This window comes from Pseudomonas sp. NPDC090201 (assembly GCF_044746825.1).
Taxonomy (GTDB): domain Bacteria; phylum Pseudomonadota; class Gammaproteobacteria; order Pseudomonadales; family Pseudomonadaceae; genus Aquipseudomonas; species Aquipseudomonas putida_AD.
In genome coordinates this window covers 1,185,761-1,208,381 of sequence record NZ_JBIVCX010000001.1, presented here as the reverse complement: position 1 = coordinate 1,208,381, position 22,621 = coordinate 1,185,761, and the positions used below count along the sequence as shown (strand labels likewise).

Below are 22,621 nucleotides of genomic sequence, written 5' to 3'. Positions count from 1 at the left end.
GCCTGGACACGATTTGGGACTGACACACCGCGTCGCGGGCAAGCGCGCTCCTACAGGTTATACGTCTGTTTCTGAGGTCAGAACGCTACAGATGTCTGCACGTACAACGTCCGTGGTTCGCCTACGTATTTGCCCTTGTTGTTGTCGTCGAACGAGCGGGTGAAGTATTCGTGGTTGAAGATGTTTTTCACCCCGACCGCGACGTTCAGGTCAGACATCTGCGGGCCGAAATCGTAGGCTGCGCGGCTGCTGAACAGCATGTAGCCGGGGATGCGGCCGGTGCTGCCGTCCGCGCTTTCGGTGGAGGTGTTGGCGTTGTCGGCGAACTGGCTGCTCTGGTACGAGCTGTCCATGTTCAGCTTCCAGGGGCCGTCGGTGTAACTCACGCCCAGGGTGCCTTTGTGTTTCGACGAGAACGGCACACGATTGCCCTTGTTCGGCCCATCTTCGCGGATGGTCGCGTCCACATAGGCATAGGTGGCGTAGACGTCGAAACCGGACAGCATCGGGCTCAGGCCGTCGAGTGCGTAGTTGAGGCTGGTCTCGATGCCCTGGTGGCGAGTCTCACCGCGCGCAATGACGGTGTCATTGGTCTGGTTGCTTTCGTACTGGTTATCGAAGTTGATGAGAAATGCGCCGATCTCCGCCCGCAGGTTGCCATTGTCGTAGCGGGTGCCCAGCTCCCAGGTCCGCGCCTTTTCCGGTTTGACTTCGCCGCCAGCTACCCGGTTAGGCATCTGGCTGTACTGTACCGAGCCGAACGAACCCTCGGTGTTGGCGTACAGATTCCAGTTCTCGGTCATGTGATACAGCACGTTCAGCGCGGGCAGGGCGGTGTTGTAATCGCCCTGGTATTTGACGTGGGTCAGGTTGTTGGACTGGGCCGAATCGATCATCTCGTAACGAATGCCGGGCGTGAACGTCCACTTGCCGATATCGATGCGATCGTCGATGAAAAACGCATGAGCTTCGGTCGATCCTCGGGTATCGCGATCGTTGCGACTGTCCGTGCTGGGTAGCAGGTTGAGCGCGGTATTTTCGCGATAGCGCAGTTCGTGACCGGCTTCGTTGATGTAGCGATAACCCACACCGATTTCATGCTGCGTGCTACCCAATCCGAAGCCCTGGGCGAATCGGGTTTCCAGGCCGCGCACCCAGTATTCCCGTGGCGACAGCGAAACGAATGAGCCCTGGTCCAGATAGCCGCTGCGCAGAGTCTTGGTGAAGAAGCTGTTGACGGTGAATTCCCGCGCATCTTCCTGATAGCGATAGCCGATGTTGAACATGGTGCGGCGCCCCCAGAATTTGTCCTTGAGGCGCGTGGACTGATACGGATCGGCGTCGTAATCGGCCACGCTCAGGCCGCCCGGCATGTCGGCTTCGCCTTCGTAATACTGGGCTTCGGCGTTCAGGCTGTTGGCTTCGTCGATCTGGTATTTACCCTTCAGGATCAAGTCGTCGATCTGGGTGTCGCTGTGCTCGCGCCAGTCGCCGCCGCGCACGCCGGAGTACAGAATAGCGCCGCCCAGGCCATTGTCGGCGGTGCCGCCCGCCAAGAGGTTGCCGGTGGTCTTGAAGCCATCGTGGCTGGAAGACGGGCTGGTTTCGGTCTGGATGCCGCCTTTGACGGTCGGGGCGTCGGGGATGGCGCGGGTCACGAAGTTGACGATGCCGCCCACGTTCTGCGGGCCGTAGCGCACCGCGCCGCCGCCGCGCACCACGTCCACGGCGTCCATGTTGCCCATGCTGATCGGCGCAAAAGACAGTTGCGGCTGGCCGTAGGGTGCGAACGGCACGGGAATCCCGTCCATCAATACGGTCGAGCGTGCCGCCAGGCGAGGGTTCAGGCCACGTATGCCGAAGTTGAGCGCCATGTCGTGGCTGCCGGTGCCGTTGTTTTCCGGAGCGTTGACGCCGGGGATGCGGTTGAGCACTTCCCGGGCCGACGTCGCGCCAGCACGTTCGAACTCTTCGCGGCGAATCACATCCCGCGCGCCCGGGTGTTCGAAGACATTGATCTGCTGCGCTTCACCCAGCCAGTCGCCGACGACGCTCGAGGCGCCCAGTTCAATCTGGCCACTGGGCTGTTCGGTGTTGGCCGCCTGCAAGGTAAAGCCTCCCTGGCCGTTACCCTTGGCTTGCAGGCCGGTGCCTTCGAGCAGGGCGGCCAATGCCTGTTCAGTGGTGTAGTTGCCTTCCAGGCCGCGAGTCTTCAGGCCGCTGGTGACGTTCGAGCCGTAGGAAATGAGCACCCCGGCTTCACGGCCAAACTGGTTCAGCGCGGTTTCCAGGGCCGTGGGTGCGATGTGGTAGGCCTTGGCGGGGGCATCTTCGGCAAAGGCCATGGAGCCTGCCGTGATCGAAAGGCTGGCGCCGAACAGCACATGGCGCAGGGTGCGCGTCAGGGGCGAGAGAGTGGTCGGTCGGGATGACATGCAGGAGTCCTTTGGCGAGACGAATAAAGGGGGCTTTTCCTGTCTGTCACGCGAGGGTTGGAAAACAGCTCACCGGGTTTGAAATATTTTTCCAACAGATCGCAAGCTTCTGTAGGAGCGCGCTTGCCCGCGATTGCGGTGTGTCAGCCACCGATGATGCATCTGACACGCCGCCGTCGCGGGCAAGCGCGCTCCTACAAGATGTTTACGCCCGGCTCTGGACGTTCACCCAATACCGCGTGAATCGCTGCACCTTCACCGGCAGCGCCACTTCGAGCATGTCGAGAATCCGTTCGCTGTCGTTGAGCGGGTAGCTTCCCGAGATCAGCAGGTCGGCCACTTTCTCGTCGCATTTCAGGTGCCCGCGACGGTAGCGGGAGAGTTCGCCCAGAAAGTCCGCCAGACGCGTATGCGAGGCCACCAGCATGCCGTCGGCCCAGGCGCCGCTGCTGCTGTCCACCGGGCGCACTGGGTCCCAGTGCCGGCGGTTGAACACCACCTGTTGCGAAGCCTTGACCAGCAGCGTCGATTCGGTCCGTTCGAAGGGGCTCAGTTCGACGCTGCCTGCGAATACGGCCAGTTGCGTGCGTCCGGCCAACTGCCGCAGGTTCAAGCGCGTGCCGCTGGGTGCGGCGCGCAGGCTGCCTTCGGCGGTGAGCAGGTGCAGCGGTCTTGGGTCGTTGGCGACGGTCAGCATGATTTCGCCTTCGAGCAATTTGATGAGTCGCTGACCGTTGTCGAAACGCACGTCCAGCGCGGTGCCGGTGTTCAACTGCAACTGGCTGCCATCGGCCAGTGCCAGTTTGCGGCGCTCACCGGTGCTGCTGCGGTAGTCGGCCAGCATTGGCGGCAAGTCGATCCTGTCGCGCATGCTCCAGGCAGCCACTGAGCCTGCGCCCAGCAACAGCAGCAACTTGAGCGCCTGGCGCCGGCTGCTGGAGGCTGGCGCGTTGATCGCTGCGTGGGCCAGAGGCGAGGAGAGGCCGTGCAGGCGCTGATTGACCCGCTGGATATGCGCCCACGCGCGCTGGTGATCGCTGTGTCCGTTCAGCCACGCCTGCCAGGCCTGCTGGCGGCCGGCGTCCAGCTGGCCGCTCTGCATCTCGATCAGCCAGTTGACCGCCTGCTCGGCGACTTGCGGGGAGATTTCCGGGCGGTTCATCGAGTCGCCACTCAGGCTTTGGGAGCGCGCGTTCATAGGGCGAAGTAGCAGCGCATGGCTGCCTTGGTCAGATGGCGTTTCACAGTGGCCACCGAGATGCCCAGTCGTGCGGCGATTTCGCCGTGGGTCAGGCCATCGACCTGAGCCAGCAGGAAGGCGCGCTTGACCAGCACCGGCAGGCCGTCGAGCAACTGATCAAGCTCTACCAGTGTTTCCAGAATGATCGCCCGTTCTTCCTCGGACGGCGCCAGCGCTTCGGGCAATTCGGCCAGCGCCTGATAGTAGGCGCGCTCCAGTTCCTGGCGGCGATAGTGATTGCACAGCACACGCTTGGCGATGGTGGTCAGAAAGGCGCGAGGCTCGACCAGTTGCAGCGTTTCCCGGGCCAGTAATACCTTGACGAACGTGTCCTGGGCCAAGTCTGCCGCGTTGTGCGGGCAGCCCAATCGCCGCCGCAACCAGCCCGTGAGCCAGCTGTGATGGGCGTTATAAAGACCTTCAACGGTTGGGTTCAGGGCAGAAGGGGCGGTGGACATGGACAGCGGCGATCCGGGATTGGGCCAGTAAAGGCGGCGATTCTGTCAGACTCTTTTGCATATGAGAATATTTATCATTAATATTGCGTTCTTTTGTACGCCGCCCTGGAGCGGTGTATTTTTGTGCGATCGATTTCAGGAAGATCATGTCGATGACCCTTCACCCTCAGTGCCCTTCAGGCACCTGCGCTTTCATCGGAGTTGACGGCTGATGGACGCTGCCATGGCCCCTGCGCCTGTGCCTGAAAAGCGCCCACGCGCGCCGAAGAAAAGCGCCGCAGGCGAAGTCTCCATGCGCTGGCGGCTGGCAGTGGCCTCCCGAGTGCTGGCGGCGGTCATCGGCGGCTATCTGTTGGCGTCGCTTGCCAGTGTGTGCCTGGCGTATTTCCTGCCGCTGCTGTTTCAGTCGTCCCGGGCCGAGGCGGCGGTGCTGTCCATGACCCTTTCCTTCCTGTTCTATCTGCCGGCTGTGCTCTGGTGTTTCGCCTGTCGGACCGCCTTGCGCGCCTGGCTTGGGCTGCTGGGGCCGAGCGCGGTTTTGGGGGCTGTCTACGCCTGCGCACGGTGGCTTGTGTGAAAGAGGGTTTTCGTCAGGCGATGGCCTGGTTGCACACCTGGGCGGGGCTGGTGTTTGGCTGGTTGCTGTTCGCCATTTTCCTGACCGGCACGCTTTCGTACTTCAAGGAAGAGATTACCCAGTGGACCCAGCCGGAAATCGTCCCCCACGAAGTCTCCGATGCAGTCGCTGCCGAGCGTGCCCAGCAATGGCTGCAAGCCAACGCCCCGGATGCCAAACGCTGGTTCATCCGCTTGCCTGACGAGCGCAATCCGGACATCGCCCTGACGTTCAACCCGGCCAAGGGCGGCTTCGAACAGAAATCCCTGGACTCTGTCAGCGGCCAGCCGGTGCAGGCCCGCGAAAGCATGGGTGGCGAGTTCTTCTATCGCTTCCATTTTCAGTTGCAGATGCCCCACCCATGGGGGCGCTGGCTGGCGTCGGTGGCGGCGATGGTGATGTTCGTTGCGCTGATCAGCGGGATCATCACCCACAAGAAAATCTTCAAGGAGTTCTTCACTTTCCGCCCGCGCAAGGGCCAGCGCACTTGGCTGGACGGGCATAACGCGGTGGCCGTGCTGATCCTGCCGTTCCACCTGATGATTACCTACAGCAGCCTGGTCATCTTCATGACCATGGTCATGCCGGCCAGTATCCTGACCACCTACGGCAGCAACACCAGCGCATTCTTCGACGACCTGTTTCCGGCGTTCAAGTCAGCCCCGCCGGTCTCTGAAGCCGCGCCGCTGGCGTCCATCGTGCCCATGCTCGAAGTGGCCACGCAGAAATGGGACGGCAGCCGGGTAGGGCTGATTACCGTGAACAATCCCGGCAAGGCCAACGCAACCGTGGCTCTGGGCAGCAATGGCGCCGATCACATTCCTCACGAGCCGGGCACGGCGCTGATGTTCAACGGCGTCACCGGCGAGCTGACCCAGCAGAGCAGCATGACCGCTGCGTCTCTGCTGCTGGCCGGCGGCATGTACGGGTTGCACATGGGTCACTTCGCCGGGCCGTTGCTGCGTTGGCTGTATTTCCTCGCCGGCATCGGTGGCACGGCGATGATCGCGACGGGGCTGGTGATCTGGCTCGGCAAACGTCGGCTCAAGCACGCCAAGTCTGGCGTTTTGCCGTTCGAGTTGAAGCTGGTGGAGATGCTCAACGTGGCGAGCATGTCCGGCCTGATGCTGGCGGTGGTGAGCTTCTTCTGGGCCAACCGTTTGTTGCCGGTGAGCTTCGCCGCACGCAGTGACTGGGAAGTGAAGACGTTTTTCTGCGTCTGGGGTCTGGCATTGCTGCACGCCTTTGGCCGGGTGTTTTTCCGGGACGGACGCACGGCCTGGCGTGAGCAACTGACCCTGGCGGCGGCCTTGTACTGCCTGTTGCCGGTGCTGGATATGGTTACGGCGGGCAGTTATCTTTGGGCGTCGCTCAAGCAGGGGCAGTGGACGCTGGCAGCGCTGGACATGACTGCGTTGGCCACCGGGATTTTTCTGGCGTGGGGAGCCTTGGGGTTTCGCGGTGAGGGGCAGAGCGTGATCGCGAGCAAGCTCACTCCTACAGGTTCGAGTCGTAAGCAGGATTCTCGCCAGACACTGACCGGTGGGAGCGAGCTTGCTCGCGAAGGCGTCAGTGAAGGCACCTCCGTACAGGAGGCCCGCTGATGCTCCTGACCACCTTGCTCTGCTACGTCGGTTTTACTGCGCTGTGCCTGTCCATGAACCGCCACGCCGAGGATCTGCTCGGCGCTTCGCTTTCATTTGCACGCAGCCGGGCGGCGAGGTGGCTGGGCTGGGGCGTGCTGGCCTTGTCATTGTGGGTCGCTCTGGTTTCGCTAAGCGTGGGCCAGGCGTTGGTGCAATGGTTTGCCGCGCTCATGGGCAGCGCGTTTGTTCTGGTTTTCGTGATGTCTTATTGGCCAAGGCTGGCCGTGTCGTTGGCGGCAATCGGTGCAGTGCTCTGCCCGGTGGCTGCCTGCTTTCAACTTCTGGCCTGAGCCCTTTCAATGATCGACCTCACCCCGCCGCCTGGTGCGGCTCCCACTGATGCCGATCAGGACGCCCCCCAGGCGGCTCGCGCCCATTTTCTGAAAGTCTTCCTGTCCCAGCGCCCGCAGATGGAGGCGCTGGTAAGTCGTCGGGTCGGCTGCCGAGCCACCGCCGCCGATCTGGTGCAGGACCTGTTCGTGCGCTTCTGGCGTCGGCCGCTGGTGCAGGTCGAGGAACTCAATAGCTACCTGTTGCGTTGCGCGGGCAACATCGCCATCGATCATTTGCGCACCGAAGGCACGCGGGCGCGGATCAATGAAGGGCTGATCCCCGACGAGCAGGAATTGCGCAGCGACGAGCCCCAGGCTGCGCTGGAGGCCAGCAACGACCTGCGCCACATCGAAGCGGCCCTGCGTGGCTTGCCGGACAAGACCCGGCAGATATTCCTGCTCAACCGCATCCATGGGCGCAAATACGCCGAGATCGCCAAGGCCATGGGGCTTTCGCAAAGTGCCGTGGAAAAACATATGATGCGCGCCTTGCAAGCCTGCAAGGCGAGCCTGGATCAGGACGCTCGTCGATGAAAGCGCCCCTGGAATCCACTGCCATGATCACCCCCGAACAACAGGATGCGGCGTTGAACTGGCTGAGCCTCTTGCACAACCAGCCGACGGCTGCGGACCAGGCGCGATTCAGCCGTTGGTTGCAGGCCGACCCCGCGCACGCCCAGGCCTATGCTCAGGCGCAGGTCGTCTGGGAGATGAGCGAGGAACCCGCCGCGACACTGGCCCGGGAAGACGACGCGGCATTGCAGGCGCTGCTGGCGGCCATGGATGCACCCCCGCGCCGTTCTCGGTCGTACTGGGGCGCATCGCTGGCAATGGCGGCGTGCCTGCTGCTAATGGTCAGCATGGGCCTGGGCTGGCAGCCGCAGCGTTGGGCGGACGATCTTGGCGCCGATTACGTGTCAGCGCCGGGGCAGGTGCGCACCGTGACGCTGGCCGATCAGTCGCAGGTGACCCTCGATGCCGACAGCGCCATCGCCGTGCATTTCGCGGGTGGCGAGCGCCACGTGCAATTGCGTCGGGGCGCGGCGTTTTTTCAAGTGACTCACACCGGCGAGCCGTTCGTGGTCGATGGCGGGCAGGGCGAAACCCGGGTGCTGGGCACGCAGTTCGAAGTGCGGCTTGAGCCTTCCGGTGCGCAGGTGACTGTGCTGTCCGGTCGAGTGGGCGTGAAAGCGGCCAGCGACCTGCCCCAGCAGATACTCACGGCAGGGCAGCGGGTTGCCTACGATCAGACGCACACCACTGATCCGCAAGCGGTGGACAGCGAAAACCAACTGGCCTGGCGCCAGGGTTGGCTCAACTACTACCGCACCCCGCTGGCCGACGTGCTCAACGACCTGAGCCGCTATTACCCCGGTCGCATCATCGTGCTCAACGATCGACTGGCTGCGAAGAAAGTCAGCGGCAGCTTCCCCAGCAACGACCCGGTGGCGGTGTTGACGGCGTTGAAGTCGGTCGTCGGGTTCGAGCAGTACGAAGCCTTGGGGCGGGTGATTGTGATCCGGTGATGGAGCGTTTGTAGGAGCGCGCTTGCCCGCGATTGCGGTGTGTCTGTGACATCTTCAGCGCATGACACAGCGCGATCGCGGGCAAGCGCGCTCCTACAGTGAATGCTTCGGGTCTTACGAGAGGCACATCTGCTTGAAAATCTGGTTCGGCATTTCTCTGCTTACCGCCTGGAGCACCTGCATCCAGGCGGCGCAGCCTGCCTATGATTTTTCGATCCCGGCCAGGCCCTTGCCCCAGGCGCTGAGCGATTTCAGCCGCGTCACGGGGCAGGGCGTCATTTACACCCAGGACACGCCCTACGGCGTCGATGCGCCCGCCATCAGCGGTTCCATGAGCGCCGAGCAGGCCCTCCAGCGGTTGCTCGGCGGAACCGGCCTGACCTTTCGCCGTGTCACGCCCGACACCTTCACCCTGGAGCCGATTGCCAGTGATGGCGCGCTTACCCTGGGCCTGACCCGGATCGACTCGCGCCGCAACGCAGGCGAAAGTTACCAGCCCCCGGTCAGCACTTCGGTGATGCGCTCATCCGCGTCACGGCTGGAAACCCCGCAGACTATCAGCGTGGTCCCTGCGCAAGTGTTGCGCGATCAGGCGCCGCGCAATCTTGACGATGCGCTGAGCAACGTCAGCGGCGTGACCCAGGGCAACACACTGGGCAGCACCCAGGACACCCTGATGAAACGCGGCTTCGGCGACAACCGCGACGGCGCGATCATCCGCGACGGCATGCCGGTGGTGCAGGGTCGCAGCCTCAATGCCACTGCCGAACGCATCGAAGTGCTCAAGGGCCCGGCGTCGCTGCTGTACGGCATTCAGGATCCTGGCGGCGTCATCAACGTGGTCAGCAAGCGCCCGCAATTGCAGGCCTACAATGCGCTGACCGCGCGAGGCTCGACCTATGGCTCGGGCAAGAATGGCAGCGGCGGCACGCTGGACAGCACAGGTCCCTTGGGTCAGAGCGGGCTGGCCTATCGCATGATCGTCGATCATGAAGACGAAGATTACTGGCGTAACTACGGCGTGCATCGCGAGTCGCTGATCGCACCTTCGCTGGCCTGGTACGGCGAAGACACCCAGTTGCTGGCCGCATACGAGCACCGCGAATTCCTCTCGCCATTCGACCGGGGCACGGCCGTCGACCCGCGCACCAACCGCCCGCTGGACATCCCCGCGACACGCCGTCTGGATGAGCCGTTCAACAGCATGGAAGGGCGCTCGGACCTCTACCATTTCGAGGCCGATCACCAGTTCGACGATAACTGGCAGGGACACCTGGGCTACAGCTACAACCGCGAAACCTACGACGCCAGCCAGGTGCGCATCACGGCGGTGAACCCGGCCAATGGCACGCTGACACGCTCGATGGACGGCACCGGCGATGCCTTGAGCACTGATCGCTTCACCACCCTGACCCTCAACGGCAATGTCAGCCTGGCGGGCATGCAGCATGACCTGCTGTTCGGGCTCGACGACGAGTACCGCAAAATCTATCGCGGGGAACTGATCCGGCAAAGGAGCCTCAACGCCTTCAGCTATCTGAACCCTGTCTACGGCCAGGAAGTGGAGGGCACTCAGGTCAGCGTGGCGGACAGCAACCAGGTGGATATCATGCGCAGCGATTCGCTGTTTTTTCAGGATTCGATGCACCTCACCGATCAATGGATTCTGGTGGCCGGCGCCCGCTATCAGGTGTTCGATCAGCAGGCGGGGAAGGGCACGCCCTTTACCCGCAATACCGATCTGAATGGCCAGAAGTGGATTCCCCGCGCGGGGCTGGTGTACCGCTACACCGATGAGCTGTCGTTCTATGGCAGCTACACCGAGTCGTTCAAACCCAACTCCAGCATCGCCGCGCTGGCGGGTGGCACGGTGCTCGACTCGGCCACGTTGCCCGAGCAATCCAAGGCCTGGGAGCTGGGCGCCAAGTGGGATTCTGACGACGGCATCAGCGCGAGCCTGGCGTTGTTCGATATCAAGAAACGCAATGTGCTGGTGGCCAATTTCGACTCGCTGACGGCCAACACGGTGTACACCACCGCAGGTGAAGTCCGCTCCCGAGGCGTCGAACTGGACCTGAGCGGGCAGCTTTCGGAGCGCTGGAGCCTGATAGGCGGCTATGCCTTCACCGACGCTTGGGTGGTTAAAGATCCGACGCTGACTGGCAATCGACTGCAGAACGTGCCCCGGCACAGCGGCTCGCTGTCGGCGGTGTATGACTTCGGTTCGATGCTGGGCGGCGACCGGTTGCGCGCAGGCGCCGGGGCGCATTACGTGGGCGAGCGCGCAGGTAATCCGGATAACGATTTCGACTTGCCTGGCTACACGGTCGCCGATGCCTTCGCCACCTATGAAACCCGGCTGGACGGGCAGAAGGTCAAGTTTCAGCTCAACGTGAAGAACCTGTTCGACCGCACCTATTACAGCTCGGCGGTGAGCCGGTTCTTCGTGTCGATGGGGGATTCGCGGCAGGTAATCCTGGCCACAACGCTCGAATTCTGAAACACGTTCCGTAGCAGCACGGCTTGCCGGCGGGGGCGTCTTCGAAATCGCTCCCGCCGGCAAGCCGTGCTGCTACGGATCAGCGTTCGAACTTGGGCTTTTACTGAAACGCCAACCGATATTCCCCGGCCGTTGCGCCCATTGCCTGCCTGAACTTGTTGCTGAAATGGCTGGCGCTGGCAAAGCCACATTCCAGCGCAATCTCGCCAAAGGCCATTCGCGTTGCACGCAGCAGTTCCCGGGCGCGGTTCATGCGGCGGGCCAGTAGGTATTGGTGGGGCGGCAGGCCGAAGCTTTCGCGGAACATGCGGGCGAAGTGGTATTCGGACAGCGCGCACATCGAAGCCAGTTGCCCCAGGCTCAAGGGCTCGGCCAGGTTCTGCTCGATGAACTCCACCAGTTGCCGGCGCAGGTGCGGTGCCAGCCCGCCTTTCAGGCGCAGGCCATCGCGCAGCCCGACCTGGCCCAGAATCATGTGGTTGAGCAGTTCGTGGGCCAGGCTGCTGGTCTGCAGGCGTTCGCCCGGCTCGCTCCAGTTCATGCCGATCAAACGATGAAAGCGCGCGGCCTGCTGCGGATCGTCGATGAAGGTGTTTTCCCGCAGCATCATTTCCCGTGGTTCGCGGTCCAGCAGGGTGACGCAGTTGAGGGCGAACTGTTCGGGGCTGAGGTAGAGGTGGGCCAGGCGGATGTCGCCATTGATCACCCACGAGGACTGATGCCCGGCCGGCAGTATGCAGAGTTTGTCCGGCGCGCCCTTAAGGTGTGGCTGGTCGCGACGGTAGGTGCCGGTGCCGCCCGCGATGTAGCAGGACAGGGTGTGATGACTCGGCGCGTGATAGTCCTGGGAATCGTGCCGGTTGTTCCACAGCGCCGCCATCACACCATCGCCCAAGGCAGCACTCTGCTCCAGCTGCGCGTGGGGCGAGCTGTTGAGCGACTGAAACACCTGGATCTGATCGAGTGACGACATGCCGGTTCTCGTAGCATCTGGCGATAAACATCCCGTAGCAGCACGGCTTGCCGGCGGGAGCGATCTCAAGGCCGCCCCCGCCGGCAAGCCGTGCTGCTACGAAGGGATAGCGTACCGCTTGGCCTTGCATCGTACCCCCTGGACGCGATCAAAAGCGCAAGATTTTGCAAATGCCCGCCCGCAGCGCCCCTCAAACTCAAGCTTCATTGAGGAGCCCGTCATGAACATCTCGTTGTACCTGCTGACCGTCCTGATCTGGGGCACCACCTGGATCGCCCTGAAACTGCAACTGGGTGAGGTGGCGATTCCGGTATCCATCGTTTACCGCTTCGGCCTGGCGGCGCTGATTATGTTCGCCATGCTGCTGGTCAGCGGCAAGCTGCAGAAGGTCAATCGCCGCGGACAATTGATCTGCCTGGCCCAGGGCTTGTGCCTGTTCTGCGTCAATTTCATGTGCTTTCTGCACGCCAGCCAATGGATTCCAAGCGGCCTGGTGGCCGTGGTGTTCTCGACCTCGACCTTGTGGAACGCGCTCAATGCACGGGTGTTCTTCAAGCAGAAGATCGCCCGCAACGTGCTGACCGGCGGCGCGCTTGGCTTGTTGGGATTGGGCTGTCTGTTCTGGCCTGAACTGTCGGGGCACAGCGCCAGCCGCGAAACCCTGATCGGTCTGGGTCTGGCGCTGCTCGGCACCCTGTGTTTCTCGGCGGGCAACATGCTGTCCAGCCTGCAACAGAAAGCCGGCCTGCGCCCGCTGACCACCAACGCCTACGGGATGCTGTATGGCGCGGCGATGCTGAGCGTGTATTGCCTGGTCAGCGGCACACCGTTCGCGTTCGAGTGGAATGCGCGCTACATAGGGTCGCTGTTGTATCTGGTGATTCCGGGCTCGGTGATTGGCTTCACTGCCTACCTGACGCTGGTCGGCCGCATGGGCCCAGAGCGCGCGGCCTATTGCACGATATTGTTTCCGGTGGTGGCGCTTAACGTTTCGGCGTATGCCGAAGGCTACCAGTGGACCCTGCCCGCGCTGATGGGGCTGGTGCTGGTGATGGTGGGCAACGTGCTGGTGTTCAGGAAGCCCAAGGCGGTGGTGCCGGTGGGGGCGAAGCTGGCTTGAGATCGAATTGCCTGTACCGACGCTGTCGCGGGCAAGCGCGCTCCTACAGAGGGTTGCGTTCTCTTGTAGGAGCGCGCTTGCCCGCGACGGGGTTTATCAGACGCTGAAGGACTTCAACCCTTCCACACCTGCTGATTCACCAGATCCTGTGGCTTCTCGCCCAGCAACGCCGCACGCAGGTTGGCATAGGCTCGGTCGGCCATGGCCTGGCGGGTTTCGTGGGTGGCCGAGCCGATGTGCGGCAGGGTCACGGCGTTGCTCAGCTGGAACAGCGGCGATTCGGCCAGTGGCTCCTTCTCGTACACATCCAGCCCTGCACCGCGAATGGTGCCGTTCTGCAAGGCTTCGATCAGCGCAGGCTCGTCGACGATCGGGCCGCGGGCGATGTTCACCAGGATCGCGCTCTTCTTCATCAAGCCCAGTTCGCGGGTGCTGATGAGGTGCTTGGTCTTCTCGCTCAGCGGCACCACCAGGCAGACGAAATCCGCCTCGGCCAGCAGTTGATCCAGGGTGCGGAATTGCGCGCCCAGTTCCTGCTCGACCGCCGTCTTGCGGCTGTTGCCGCTGTAGATGATCGGCATGTTGAAGCCCAGGCGACCGCGACGAGCCACGGCCGCACCGATGTTACCCATGCCGACGATACCCAGGGTCTTGCCGTAGACATCGGTGCCGAAATGCGGCGCTTCGATGCTGCGTTTCCAGTTGCCGGCCTTGGTGTAGGCATCCAGCTCGGCAACGCGCCGGGCGCTGCTCATGATCAGCGAGAAGCCAAGGTCTGCGGTGCTCTCGGTCAGCACGTCCGGGGTGTTGGTCAGCATGATGCCGCGTTCGGTGAGGTAGCTGACGTCGTAGTTGTCGTAACCTACCGAGATGCTTGAAACCACTTCCAGCTGCTTTGCGCTTTCCAGTTGCTCGCGACCCAGCTTGCGGCCCGCACCGATCATGCCGTGGCTGTGGGGCAGCGCTTCGTTGAACTGCTCGTTCAAATCACCCTTTTTCGGGTCCGGGATGATCACGTTGAAGTCTTGCTGCAGGCGCTCGGCCATTTCCGGGGACACGCGGCTGAAGGCAAGGACGGTCTTTTTCATCGGATAGCTTCTCTCGGGCGGTTCAGATGGGAAGTGCGTAGCACGCTAACATTCTTGCGACGGGATTGGCAGGGCTGCGGCGATTGACTGTAGGAGCGCGCTTGCCCGCGACCGCATGGTGCCAGACATCGACGGTGCGTCTGATACGCCGCCGTCGCGGGCAAGCGCGCTCCTACAAAAGCGGGCGTGATCCGTTACACCATCTCCGGCAACACATGGGTCTGCAGATCCGCCTCATGGGCTGCCATGATTTCCGGCAGCGAGCCGCGCAGGTATTCGACCCAGGTCTTGATCTTGGCATCCAGGTACTGGCGCGACGGGTAGATGGCGTACAGGTTCAGCTCGTGGGAGCGGTAGTGCGGCAGCACGCGAACCAGCGAGCCGTTGCGCAAGCCTTCGATGGCCGAGTAGATCGGCAAAATCCCGATGCCCATGCCGCTGCTGATCGCCGCCTTCATCGCATCGGCCGAGTTCACCAGGAACGGCGAGCTGGCGATGGTCACGGTTTCCTGGCCTTCGGGGCCGTCGAACGCCCATTTCTCCAGCGGGAACACGGGGCTGACCAGGCGCAGGCATGCGTGGTTGAGCAGGTCCGCCGGCTTGTGGGCCATGCCGAATGCCTTGATGTAGGCGGGGGAGGCACACACGATGCTGTAGGTGATGCCCAGGCGTTGCGACACGAAACCTGAGTCCGGCAGCTCGCTGGCCAGCACGATGGACACGTCGTAGCCTTCTTCGAGCAGGTCCGGCACGCGGTTGGTCATGGTCAGGTCGAACGACACGTCCGGGTGGTTGCGCCGGTAGCGGGCAATGGCATCGATCACGTAATGCTGGCCGACGCCAGTCATCGAATGCACCTTCAGTTGCCCGGCCGGGCGCGCATGAGCGTCGCTGGCTTCGGCTTCCGCTTCCTCGACATAGCCCAGAATCTGCTCGCAGCGCAGCAGGTAGCGCTTGCCGGCTTCAGTCAGGGCGATGCGTCGGGTGGTGCGGTTCAGGAGTCGGGTTTGCAGGTGCGCTTCGAGATTGGAAACGGCACGGGAAACGTTGGCGGTGGTGGTGTCCAGTTGAGCCGCGGCAGCCGTGAAGCTGCCCGCCTGTGCCACGCAACTGAAAGCGCGCATGTTTTGCAGAGTGTCCATGGGCCGTTCTCTGGTGAGATGGCAAATTGTGACATGAAGTTACTGATCCATGTCAGCTATACCAATGGATTATCTTCCGTTCGGTAACAAAGATTCACAGAAGTCCCGGCTTATCGCCGTATCAGGCGCATCCTAGAATCGCGGCTCGAAACATTCCTCCTCCATTCGGGTAATTGCAGCTGTGCCGCGTCGCATCCTCAGAGGGCTCAAGCCCCTCAGTGTCTGGGCTTTAACGTTACTCATCAGCGGCTGCATTGGAACCGGCGGAATCGCCCCCCAAGACACCTCGATGTCGCCCGATTCGCTGGCGACGGACGAGGCGATCCAGGAGGCCGCCAAGGACGCCCACTGGCCAGATGGCCAATGGTGGCGCGCCTATGGCGACGATCAGCTCAACCACTGGATCGACCTCGCAGCCCTGGGCAGCCCCAGCCTGGCGATGGCCGCTGCCCGCGTGCGGCAGGCCAAGGCCATGGCCGGGATCGCCGAGTCGGCAGAATCCCTGCAGATCAACGGCGACAGCACGCTCAAGCGTCACAACTGGCCCACCGACCAGTTCTACGGGCCGGGCGAGCTGTCCAACACCAGCACCTGGGACAACAACGCCTCCATCGGCCTGAGCTATTCCCTGGACCTGTGGGGCCGGGAAAGCAACAACACCGAGCAGGCGCTGGACCTGGCGCACATGAGCGCGGCCCAGGAGCGCCAGGCGCAACTGGAACTGCAGGACAACATCGTACGTGCCTACATCCAGCTGTCGTTGAACTACGCCCAGCGCGATATCGTCGAGGCGACCCTGGCCCAGCAGCAACAGATTCTGGAGCTGGCGCAGCGTCGCCTCAAAGGCGGCATCGGCACCCATTTCGAAGTCAGCCAGGCCGAAACGCCGCTGCCGGAAACCCATCGCCAGATCGATTCGCTGGATGAAGCCATCGCCCTGAGCCGCAACCAGATCGCTGCGCTCGCAGGGAAAGGGCCGGGTGAAGGCGCCTCGATCCAGCGTCCGAGTCTGTCGTTGAAGACAGCACTCAAGCTGCCATCGGCGTTGCCTGCGCAACTGCTCGGCCAGCGTCCGGACGTGGTCGCCAGCCGCTGGCGCGTGGCCGCTCAGGCCCGGGGCATTGATGTTGCGCACGCCGGTTTCTACCCCAATGTCGATTTGATGGGCAGCCTGGGCTACATGGCCACTGGCGGCGGGATGCTGGAATTTCTGACCGGCAAGAAATTCAACTACAGCGTCGGCCCGGCCATCAGCCTGCCGATCTTCGACGGTGGCCGTCTGCGCTCTGAACTGGGTGTGGCCTCAGCCGGTTACGACGCGGCGGTGGCGCAGTACAACGAAACCCTGGTGACCGCGCTCAAGAGCATTTCCGATCAGTTGATTCGTCGTGAGTCGATGAACAAGCAGCAGGTGTTCGCCGATCAGTCGGTGGCAGCGGCGCACAAAACCTATGACATCGCCATGGTTGCGTATCAGCGCGGGCTGACGGATTACCTCAATGTGCTGAACGCGCAGACCCTGCTCTTTCATCAGGAGCAGGTGCAGCAGCAGGTCCAGGCCGCACGCCTGACCGTGCACGCCGAGTTGGTGGTGGCGTTGGGTGGTGGGTTGATGGCGGGCAATGATTCGCCTGCCGCAGACAAGATCGCCGCGCCGAAAACCCCGGCGTTGTTGAACGCGTTGGGGCGGTGAGGCAGATGATTGTGTGCCCGTCATACCCGCCCCTTCGCGGGCAAGCCCGCTCCCACAGCGGAGCGTGGCCGCCTGTAGGAGCGCGCTTGCCCGCGACTGTGATCTGCCTGCCAACACAGGTCCTGAACTGAAATGGTCCTGACCTGGTTCAAATCCCTGGAATGGCGCCGTGAACTCAACGGTTGGGCGCGCAGTGACGGGGTGACGTGGGTCTACATCGCCAAGGTGTTGCTCGCGGCATTCCTGACCTACTGGGTCGCGATGCGCCTGGAGCTGCCGCAACCGCGCACGGCGATGATTACCGTGTTCATCGTCATGCAGCCGCAGAGCGGGCATGTGTTCGCCAAGAGTTTCTATCGCCTGCTGGGCACCCTGGCGGGCTCCGTGGTGATGGTCACCCTGATGGCGTTGTTCGCCCAGAACAGCGAACTGTTCCTGGGCAGCCTGGCGATCTGGGTCGGCTTCTGCTGCGCGGGAGCTGCGCGCTATCGCAACTTTCGCGCCTACGGTTTCGTGCTCGCCGGCTACACCGCGGCGATGACCGGCCTGCCAGCCTTGGCCCATCCGGAAACCGCGTTCATGGCGGCCATGTGGCGGGTGCTGGAGATTTCCCTGGGGATCGTCTGCTCGACCCTGGTCACTGCCGCGATCCTGCCGCAAAGCTCGGGCGCCGCCATGCGCAACGCGCTGTATCAACGCTTCGGAGTGTTCGCTCGGTTCGTGGTCAACGGGCTGCGCGGCGAGACTGACCCGGCAGCGACCGAGGCCAGCAACGTGCGTTTCATTGCCGATGCCGTGGGGCTGGAAGGCCTGCGCGCGGTCACGGTTTTCGAAGATCCGCACATGCGTCGGCGCAACGGCCGCCTGAACCGTCTGAACAGCGAATTCATGAGCATCACCACGCGCTTCAACGCATTGCATCAGTTGCTTGAGCGTCTGCGTCGTCGCGGCGAGACACCAGCGATACAGGCCATCGAACCCGGCCTGCGAACCCTTGCCGAGTTGCTCGAACACTTCGCCGGACGCGCCCTGACCGACGCCGATGCTGCCTCGCTTGCCGCGCGCCTGAGCGTCTACAAGACCGAGCTGCCGAGCCAGGTTCGCAGCCTGCGCGCGGAGTTCGTCAAGACCGACCCGACTGACGACGAGTTGCTGGATTTCCACACCGCCTTCGAGCTGCTCTACCGCTTCGTCGACGACATGCACGATTACGCGCAAACCCACGCCTCGCTGGCCGATCACAGCCACGAGCGTGAGAAGTGGGTCGAGCCGTTCGTCAACACCACCAACTGGATGCTGTCGCTCGCCTCGGGCCTGCGCGCCACGGTGATTCTGGGCGTGATGTCGGCGTATTGGGTCGCCACTGCCTGGCCCAGTGGCGCGACCATGACCTTGGTGTCGGCGGCGACCATCGCCCTGTCGGCCACCACGCCGAACCCGCGCCGGATGGCGTTTCAGATGGGTTGCGGCACGGCCCTGGGCGCACTGATCGGCTTCTTCGAAACCTTTTTCGTGTTCCCGCAGATCGACGGTTTTCCGCTGTTATGCATGGTGCTGGCGCCGGTGTTCGCCTTCGGCGCGTTCCTGACCACGAGGCCGCAGTGGGTGGGTGTCGGGCTGGGGCTGCTGATCTTTTTCAGCATCGGTTCGGCGCCGGACAACCTGACGGTCTACAACCCCTACGCATTCATCAACGACTACATCGCCATGGTCATCGGCATGCTGCTGTGTGCGGCGGCGGGGGCGATCATCATGCCGCCCAACAGCCGCTGGTTCTGGCGCAGGCTGGAGGGTGATCTGCGTCAGCAGGTGAGTTTTGCCATCAGTGCGCCGCTCAAGGGCATCCGTTCGAACTTCGAAAGCCGCACCCGCGACATCATGCACCAGGCCTACGGGCTGGCCGCTGGCAAACCCGAGGTGCAGCGCAACCTGCTGCGCTGGATGTTCGTGGTGCAGGAGATCGGCCACGCGATCATCGAACTGCGCCGCGAGCAGGACGCCTTGCCGGTGCACCCCAGCTACGCCGAGTCCCAGGCCTGGCGCCAGGCGATCCGCGCCATGGGCCGTTCGCTGGTGCGGCTGTTCATTGCCCCGGATCGCCACAACCTGGCGCGCAGCCTGTACGCGGTGGACCACGCGATCATCTGCGTGCAGAACACCGACGAGCCGTTCGCCCCGCACTTCGATACCTCGGCACTGCGACGGATCAAGAGCTACCTGCACTTCATCCGCACCTGCCTGCTCGACCCGCAATCGCCACTGGCCGCCTACGCGCCGGCCCAAGCCGCGCAAGGACTTCCCCATGCCTCGTGAAATCGCCTTCCACGGCGTTTACATGCCCACCGTGACCGTCATGTTCCTGGTGGCCATGGTGCTCGCCTGGGCCCTGGACCGCTTCATGTCCGGGTTCGATCTGTACCGTTTCTTCTGGCATCCGGCGCTGCTGCGCCTGAGCCTGTTCAGCTGCATTTTCGGCGCGATGGCGCTCACTGTTTACCATTGAGGTGCATGGTTCAAAGATGAAAAAACTTTTCAGCCTGATCGCCACATTGTTGATCCTGGCCCTGGCCATCTGGATCGGTCGACTGCTGTGGATTCATTACATGGACACCCCCTGGACCCGTGACGGGCGTGTGCGCGCGGACGTGATCAACGTGGCGGCCGATGTCAGCGGCGTGGTGGTCGATGTGCCGGTCAAGGACAACCAGCCGGTGAAAAAGGGCGACCTGCTGATGCAGATCGACCCCGAGCATTACCAGTTGGCGGTCAAGCAGGCCGAAGCGATGGTGGCTTCACGCAAGGCCACCTGGGAGATGCGCAAGGTCAACGCGGCGCGCCGCAAGGACATGGACGCGCTGGTGATTTCCGCGGAAAACCGCGAAGACGCCTCCAACGTCGCCAACTCCGCCCAGGCAGACTACCAACTGGCGGTGGCGCAACTGGAAGCGGCGCAGTTGAACCTGCAACGCACCAAAGTGCTGGCGGCGGTGGATGGCTACGTCACCAACCTCAATGTGCATCGCGGCGACTACGCGCGCATCGGTGAGGCGAAGATGGCCGTGGTCGACCGCAACTCGTTCTGGGTCTACGGCTTCTTCGAAGAAACCAAATTGCCCCACGTCAAGATCGGCGACCCGGCGGACATGCAGTTGATGAGCGGCGAAGTGATGAAAGGCCACGTCGAGAGCATCGCCCGGGCCATCTACGACCGCGACAACCCGGAAAGCCGCGAACTGATCGCCGACGTCAACCCGACCTTCAACTGGGTGCGCCTGGCCCAGCGCGTGCCGGTACGCATCCATCTGGATAACGTACCGGACAGCGTGGTGCTGGCCGCGGGGATTACCTGCACGGTGATCGTCAATCCGCAGTAATCATGTGTTGATGCTGCCGGTTGAACGCTAGCCTCCGGTTCTATTGAGTGCCTTCAAAAGGTGGAAGGGGTAAGGGCGCAGGTGCTTGAGCTGCGCGAGTACCTTCCTGGCCACCTGATGTTGTGACACCAGGGAATAACTCTTGCCCAGAAGCTTGCGGGCCAGCGGCCCGACTATTTCCACAAGGGCCGCCAGCAGGGCCGTATCGTAATGTTCTGCGGCTTCCTGGGGCGTGTCGGCTTGAGCGCCTCGTACCACTTGCAGCGCCGCTGATGTCTGGCCAAGCAGAAAGGACACCAACATACGTGCCGCCACGTGTGTTCCGCCGGTCAAGGGGAGCGTGGCGGCGAGGGAGAGTGCCTGAAGCATGAACACGCCGACCGTCAGCAATTGGTCGGTCAACCGTTCGCTGTCGGTGGACACCAGCGTGTCGATATCCGAGAGCATCCGCTGGATCCGCAGCGCGTGGAGCGCCTCGAAGGGCTCGTCTGCCTTGTAGAACCACAGGGGTGGCAACTCCGCAAAGCTGCGGTTGCCCAGCACGTTGACGAATCTGAGTTGGTCGTGGCCTGGCTTGATCTGCTGGTAAAGAGGCATGCGCTGCAGAACCAGACGACGCAGTTTCGGCGATGTGGTGACGAAGTGGTAATGACTGATGAACTCGGCGGGCAATGGCACGACTGCGTCGGCTTCATCTGCACCGAGGAATATCATCAGGCTGTCGGCTGAGCGGTCATTCTGCCAGCGCAGGTGCAGGCACTGCGTCACGTCCACGCGGGTGTGGCGGGACTGGTAACGCACCAGCTCCAGAACCGTTGCGCTGCCGCGATATGCATTGGCCAGTTTCTTATGAGCTGCGCTGATGCCAGCCCGCCTGGCGAACCGTTCCAGTCGTTGGCGGACCTCTGCCTTGGCCTGCAGTGTGAGCAGAAATTTCGCGTTGGGCGTGCCGAGCCGGGTGCGCACGCTGGCCTGATAACTCGTCTGCAGGTTTGCCGATTCAAGGGCCTTCGTCAGGTCCGGCGGGTAGTTTTTCGGCCAGTTGATCTCTACATCGGTGAATGCAGCAAGATCCTTTTGGTAAGCATCGGTGACGATCTCGTCGAGCGGGAAACTCTTGCGCTCCCGTCGCGATGTGACCGTGCCGCTTCCCGTCAGGCCCAGATTGGAATGACGCTGACGAAAGCTGACCGAGATTGGGGTGGTGGCGTTGATCTGTTCCTTGAGGCCCGGGGCGGCCGTGGAGCGATCAATCAGCTTGCGTATCGCATCGTGGATGTATTGCACAGGGTTCAGAAGCGCCGGGTCGTAGACGTCATCGATGAGGGCGATCATCTCATCGGTGAGCTGGTTCAGTTCGGCGTCGCCGAGTTCAGGCTCGAGTTGCCGGGTCGATGCATCGGGTTTGGCGGCACGAACGCTTTTATCGGCAGGTGCAGGAGATTTCATGGTGTCTTCCTTGACAGTTACCAGCCTCACGGAGAGACCTTTTGGATAAGCCCGTTTTCAGGGTCACTGAAGGAAGTATCGGATCATGGCGGGCTATTTTCTGTAGCCCGTTTCTTCAAGTTCATGGGTATTCGGCGTCAGCCTAGACACCCTGATTCGCCGGGTGGGATTGCTGCTCAAAGAGGGCCTTGAAGCTTGAAACGCTTGCTCAGAATCCGTTCCAGCACGGCTTTGGGCAGCAGGCGTGCCATCAGCGGCAGTGCCCGGCTGCCGTTGCCGGAGCGCAGCAGGCGCGGCGGGTTGGGCTTGCTCACTGCCGCGAGCACGTCGCGGGCGAAGTCGCTGGCGGGAGTGGGGTTGGTTTGGGAGGCGTTGGCGCGGGCGCGGATGCCTTCGCGCAGGGGCCACCAGGGTGAGCCTTCCTGGATGACCTGTTCGGCTTCATGGCTGGCGTTTTTCGCGAACTGGGTGTCGATGGCTCCCGGCTGCACTTCCATGACCCTTATGCCGAATGGCGCAAGCTCCATGCGCAGGGCATCGCTCATCGCCCCCACGGCGGCTTTCGATGCGCAGTAGGCGCCGCCGAACGGCGTGACCAGCACCCCGGACACGCTGCCGATGTTGACCACTAGCCCCTTGTTTTTACGAAGCAGACCAAACAGCGCGCGGGTGACGCCGACGATGGAAAACACGTTGGTCTCGAACTGCCTGCGCATGGCCTCGACACCGCCGTCGAGCAGCGGGCCGATGCCGCCGTAGCCGGCGTTGTTGATCAGTACGTCCAGCCCTTTGCCATGTGCTTCCAGTTGCTCGGTCAGGCGGGCGAGGGCAGCGCTGTCGTTGACGTCCACTTGCACGGCGGTGAAGCCGGCAGCGGCCAGCATCTGGACATCTGCCGCCTTGCGCGCTGTCGCCCAGACCTCATGGCCGGCAGCCTTGAAGGCGTCGGCCATGGCGCGGCCGATGCCGCTGGAGCAACCGGTAATCAATACGACGGGCATGGGATTCGTTCCTTGAACAATGAGAGGG

19 protein-coding genes are annotated in these 22,621 nt (G+C 62.8%); 11 read left to right on the top strand and 8 right to left on the bottom strand.

Annotated elements, in window-relative coordinates; translation table 11 throughout:
- Window positions 1–77: 77 nt before the first annotated feature.
- From fecA to ACIPOO_RS05505, 3 genes are all read right to left on the bottom strand, one after another.
- The gene (gene fecA, locus ACIPOO_RS05515) at window positions 78–2,435 is read right to left on the bottom strand and encodes a TonB-dependent Fe(3+) dicitrate receptor FecA (RefSeq protein WP_400604941.1); all 2,358 of its coding nucleotides are present in this window, start codon (window positions 2,433–2,435) and stop codon (window positions 78–80) included.
- Window positions 2,436–2,640: 205 nt separating this feature from the next.
- Window positions 2,641–3,633 carry a FecR domain-containing protein gene (locus ACIPOO_RS05510; RefSeq protein ID WP_400604939.1) on the bottom strand — a complete coding sequence of 331 codons (993 nt, stop codon included), beginning with the start codon at window positions 3,631–3,633 and terminating at the stop codon, window positions 2,641–2,643.
- On the bottom strand, window positions 3,630–4,133 hold the full coding sequence (locus ACIPOO_RS05505) for a sigma-70 family RNA polymerase sigma factor (protein WP_400604937.1): 504 nt from the start codon (window positions 4,131–4,133) through the stop codon (window positions 3,630–3,632). Before ACIPOO_RS05505 ends, ACIPOO_RS05510 begins: the two co-directional genes overlap by 4 nt.
- A gap of 211 nt (window positions 4,134–4,344) precedes the next feature.
- Between ACIPOO_RS05505 and ACIPOO_RS05500 the strand changes: the two genes are divergently transcribed.
- From ACIPOO_RS05500 to ACIPOO_RS05475, 6 genes are all read left to right on the top strand, one after another.
- The gene (locus ACIPOO_RS05500) at window positions 4,345–4,710 is read left to right on the top strand and encodes a DUF3649 domain-containing protein (protein WP_400604935.1); all 366 of its coding nucleotides are present in this window, start codon (window positions 4,345–4,347) and stop codon (window positions 4,708–4,710) included.
- The gene (locus ACIPOO_RS05495; RefSeq protein WP_400604933.1) at window positions 4,707–6,353 is read left to right on the top strand and encodes a PepSY-associated TM helix domain-containing protein; all 1,647 of its coding nucleotides are present in this window, start codon (window positions 4,707–4,709) and stop codon (window positions 6,351–6,353) included. Before ACIPOO_RS05500 ends, ACIPOO_RS05495 begins: the two co-directional genes overlap by 4 nt.
- Window positions 6,353–6,685 carry a DUF3325 domain-containing protein gene (locus ACIPOO_RS05490; RefSeq protein ID WP_400604931.1) on the top strand — a complete coding sequence of 111 codons (333 nt, stop codon included), beginning with the start codon at window positions 6,353–6,355 and terminating at the stop codon, window positions 6,683–6,685. Before ACIPOO_RS05495 ends, ACIPOO_RS05490 begins: the two co-directional genes overlap by 1 nt.
- A 9-nt stretch (window positions 6,686–6,694) precedes the next feature.
- Window positions 6,695–7,261: an RNA polymerase sigma factor gene (locus tag ACIPOO_RS05485; protein WP_400604929.1), complete on the top strand. Its 567-nt coding sequence runs from the start codon at window positions 6,695–6,697 to the stop codon at window positions 7,259–7,261.
- Window positions 7,258–8,253, top strand: coding sequence for a FecR family protein (locus tag ACIPOO_RS05480; protein ID WP_400604927.1), 996 nt, complete (start codon window positions 7,258–7,260; stop codon window positions 8,251–8,253). Before ACIPOO_RS05485 ends, ACIPOO_RS05480 begins: the two co-directional genes overlap by 4 nt.
- 61 nt (window positions 8,254–8,314) lie before the next feature.
- Window positions 8,315–10,753 carry a TonB-dependent siderophore receptor gene (locus tag ACIPOO_RS05475; protein ID WP_400604925.1) on the top strand — a complete coding sequence of 813 codons (2,439 nt, stop codon included), beginning with the start codon at window positions 8,315–8,317 and terminating at the stop codon, window positions 10,751–10,753.
- 100 nt (window positions 10,754–10,853) lie between these two features.
- Here ACIPOO_RS05475 and ACIPOO_RS05470 read toward each other — a convergent pair whose 3' ends face one another.
- Window positions 10,854–11,726, bottom strand: coding sequence for a helix-turn-helix domain-containing protein (locus ACIPOO_RS05470; protein ID WP_400604923.1), 873 nt, complete (start codon window positions 11,724–11,726; stop codon window positions 10,854–10,856).
- Window positions 11,727–11,946: 220 nt separating this feature from the next.
- Here ACIPOO_RS05470 and ACIPOO_RS05465 point away from each other — a divergent pair, with 220 nt between their 5' ends.
- Window positions 11,947–12,846, top strand: coding sequence for a DMT family transporter (locus ACIPOO_RS05465; RefSeq protein WP_400604921.1), 900 nt, complete (start codon window positions 11,947–11,949; stop codon window positions 12,844–12,846).
- Between the two features lie 113 nt (window positions 12,847–12,959).
- On the opposite strand, the gene ACIPOO_RS05460 is transcribed toward ACIPOO_RS05465, so the two are convergent.
- Together ACIPOO_RS05460 and ACIPOO_RS05455 are read right to left on the bottom strand one after the other, a co-directional pair.
- Window positions 12,960–13,934: a D-glycerate dehydrogenase gene (locus tag ACIPOO_RS05460; protein WP_274135462.1), complete on the bottom strand. Its 975-nt coding sequence runs from the start codon at window positions 13,932–13,934 to the stop codon at window positions 12,960–12,962.
- 194 nt (window positions 13,935–14,128) lie between these two features.
- The gene (locus ACIPOO_RS05455) at window positions 14,129–15,076 is read right to left on the bottom strand and encodes a LysR family transcriptional regulator (protein WP_274135463.1); all 948 of its coding nucleotides are present in this window, start codon (window positions 15,074–15,076) and stop codon (window positions 14,129–14,131) included.
- A 181-nt stretch (window positions 15,077–15,257) separates the two neighbouring features.
- Here ACIPOO_RS05455 and ACIPOO_RS05450 point away from each other — a divergent pair, with 181 nt between their 5' ends.
- From ACIPOO_RS05450 to ACIPOO_RS05435, 4 genes are all read left to right on the top strand, one after another.
- Window positions 15,258–16,769: an efflux transporter outer membrane subunit gene (locus ACIPOO_RS05450; protein WP_400604918.1), complete on the top strand. Its 1,512-nt coding sequence runs from the start codon at window positions 15,258–15,260 to the stop codon at window positions 16,767–16,769.
- A gap of 132 nt (window positions 16,770–16,901) precedes the next feature.
- Window positions 16,902–19,082 carry an FUSC family protein gene (locus ACIPOO_RS05445; protein WP_400604916.1) on the top strand — a complete coding sequence of 727 codons (2,181 nt, stop codon included), beginning with the start codon at window positions 16,902–16,904 and terminating at the stop codon, window positions 19,080–19,082.
- Window positions 19,072–19,272, top strand: coding sequence for a DUF1656 domain-containing protein (locus tag ACIPOO_RS05440; RefSeq protein WP_400604914.1), 201 nt, complete (start codon window positions 19,072–19,074; stop codon window positions 19,270–19,272). Before ACIPOO_RS05445 ends, ACIPOO_RS05440 begins: the two co-directional genes overlap by 11 nt.
- A gap of 16 nt (window positions 19,273–19,288) precedes the next feature.
- The gene (locus ACIPOO_RS05435) at window positions 19,289–20,143 is read left to right on the top strand and encodes an efflux RND transporter periplasmic adaptor subunit (RefSeq protein ID WP_400604912.1); all 855 of its coding nucleotides are present in this window, start codon (window positions 19,289–19,291) and stop codon (window positions 20,141–20,143) included.
- 27 nt (window positions 20,144–20,170) lie between these two features.
- Here the strand turns inward: ACIPOO_RS05435 and ACIPOO_RS05430 are convergent, their stop codons facing one another.
- Entirely contained in the window at window positions 20,171–21,592 is a 1,422-nt protein-coding gene (locus ACIPOO_RS05430) for a hypothetical protein (RefSeq protein WP_400604910.1), read from the bottom strand.
- Between the two features lie 176 nt (window positions 21,593–21,768).
- Window positions 21,769–22,593 (bottom strand): SDR family oxidoreductase, encoded by an 825-nt coding sequence (locus ACIPOO_RS05425; RefSeq protein WP_400604908.1) that lies wholly within the window; start codon window positions 22,591–22,593, stop codon window positions 21,769–21,771.
- Window positions 22,594–22,621 lie beyond the last annotated feature (28 nt).